The 1,600-nt window shown below is 74.7% G+C and carries 2 protein-coding genes; one reads left to right on the top strand and one right to left on the bottom strand.

Annotation, left to right across the window (positions count from 1 at the left end; translation table 11 throughout):
• Nucleotides 1–464 precede the first annotated feature (464 nt).
• Nucleotides 465–848, bottom strand: coding sequence for a WhiB family transcriptional regulator (locus HUW36_RS32430; RefSeq protein ID WP_174531531.1), 384 nt, complete (start codon nucleotides 846–848; stop codon nucleotides 465–467).
• A 252-nt stretch (nucleotides 849–1,100) separates the two neighbouring features.
• On the opposite strand from HUW36_RS32430, the gene HUW36_RS32425 reads away from it, so the two are divergent.
• On the top strand, nucleotides 1,101–1,600 hold a 500-nt coding region (locus HUW36_RS32425; protein ID WP_484502616.1), incomplete at its 3' end, for an ANTAR domain-containing protein.

Raw genomic sequence — 1,600 nt, 5'->3', positions numbered from 1 at the left:
CCCGGCCCCGGCCCCGGCCCCGGCCCCGGCCCCGGCCCCGGCCCCGGGCTACGGGCCCCGGCCCCGGGCTACGGGCCACGGCCCCGGCTACGGGCTAGGGGCCTTCGGCTACGGGTCACGGGTCATGGGCCCTTCGGTTCTGGGCCTTCGGCCACGGGCGTGTGGTCACCGGCCCTCCGCCACGGGTTATGGGCCCCCGGTCGCCGGCCGTCCGGTGCGGGCTCCGGCCAAGGGCGGAAGCGAGCGGTCCGGTCAGGCCGCGGGTGCCCCCGCTCGGCCGCCGTGTTCGGTCCGACTCGGTCTGAGTCGTTTCTGATATCAGCTCGAAAGGCAGTCGCGCAGGAAGTAGGCCAGGGCGGGCGGCGGGACCGGCGCCGGCGACGTCGGGCGGAGGGGCGACGGCGTGGATGTGACACGACGCCGCGCCCCGGACCGGGGCGCGGCGTCGGAAGGAGTGCGGTGGGTCAGGCGACCTTGCGCTGGTCCGGGACGGCGGTCTTGTGCGGCCGGCCGAGGCGCGCCTCCAGCCGGGCGATGTCCACCCGGGTCTGCCGGCGGTCGGCCAGGTCCTCCCAGCCGAGGGCGAGCAGCCGCAGCCGCTCGGACTCGCTGAAGCCGCCCCAGACGCCGTAGGGCTCGCGGACCGCGAGGGCGTGGGCGGCGCACTCGGCACGCACCGGGCAGGCGCGGCACACGGTCTTGGCGCCGGTCTCCCGGCGCAGCCGGGAGGAGCCGCGCTCGCCGTCCGGGTGGAAGAACTGGGCGCTGTCGCGGCCACGGCAGGCGCCGAGCCGCTGCCAGTCCCAGAGGTCGACGATGGGTCCAGGCAGCCTACGTACGTTCGACATCAGCACCCCTCCTCCCGCGCGGCACCGCGGAGAATGTTCGTTGCCAGCTACCGGGCGGCGGTCCGCGCGGGATGCCGGTTCCGGATGAACGACTCGGTACCCGAGCCGCCCCCGGCTCACACATCTGTGATCGAAAACCTCGGACAGTCAGCGGCATATGCCCCAGATGTCGGAAAAGTTCGGATGATTGCCCGGAACCCCCTCCCGGGCCGACCCCCACGTGGTCTGCTCTGAGTCGGAGAGGAGACCACAGTGCGTAGCGTTCTCGTATGCGTTCGGACACCATTGGCGGCCCAGCATCTGACCTCCGCGGCGGCGCGGCTCGGGCTGTCCGGCGTCGTCCGGACGGCGGTCTCCGATCCCGAGGTGATGTTGCGGCTCGCCGAGCGTCCGGTCGACGTGGTGCTGGCCGACACCGCCCTCACCCGGCCGGACAGCGCCGGCTTCGTGCGCCGGGTGCTCGCCCGCGCGCCGCAGGCCGCGGTGCTGCTGCTCGGCCCGGAGGAGTCGGAGTCGGCGGCGGCCACGATCAGCGCCGGTGCGCGCGGCCTGATCCAGAACGCCGACCAGGATCTGACCAGCGCGGTGGCGAAGGCGCTGCTGCTGCTCTCCGCCCCCGGGCGGACCAACCGGCACCGGGTGGCCGACACGGCTCGGGACACGGCGGCGGTAGGTGGGCCTTCCCGAAGGCCGACTACGCCGGCGGCACCGACCGGATCAACGCCGCCATGTCCCACGGCAGCAACGTGCCC

It is taken from the genome of Micromonospora maritima (assembly GCF_902825405.1).
GTDB lineage: Bacteria > Actinomycetota > Actinomycetes > Mycobacteriales > Micromonosporaceae > Micromonospora > Micromonospora maritima.
Note: the sequence above shows the minus strand (reverse complement) of the source record. Positions and strands in the feature narration are given on the sequence as shown.

What these genes read in the sequence shown, in the direction of transcription:
- HUW36_RS32430 (WP_174531531.1), bottom strand. Translation starts at nt 848, where the DNA reads ATGTCGAACGTACGTAGGCTGCCTGGACCCATCGTCGACCTCTGGGAC.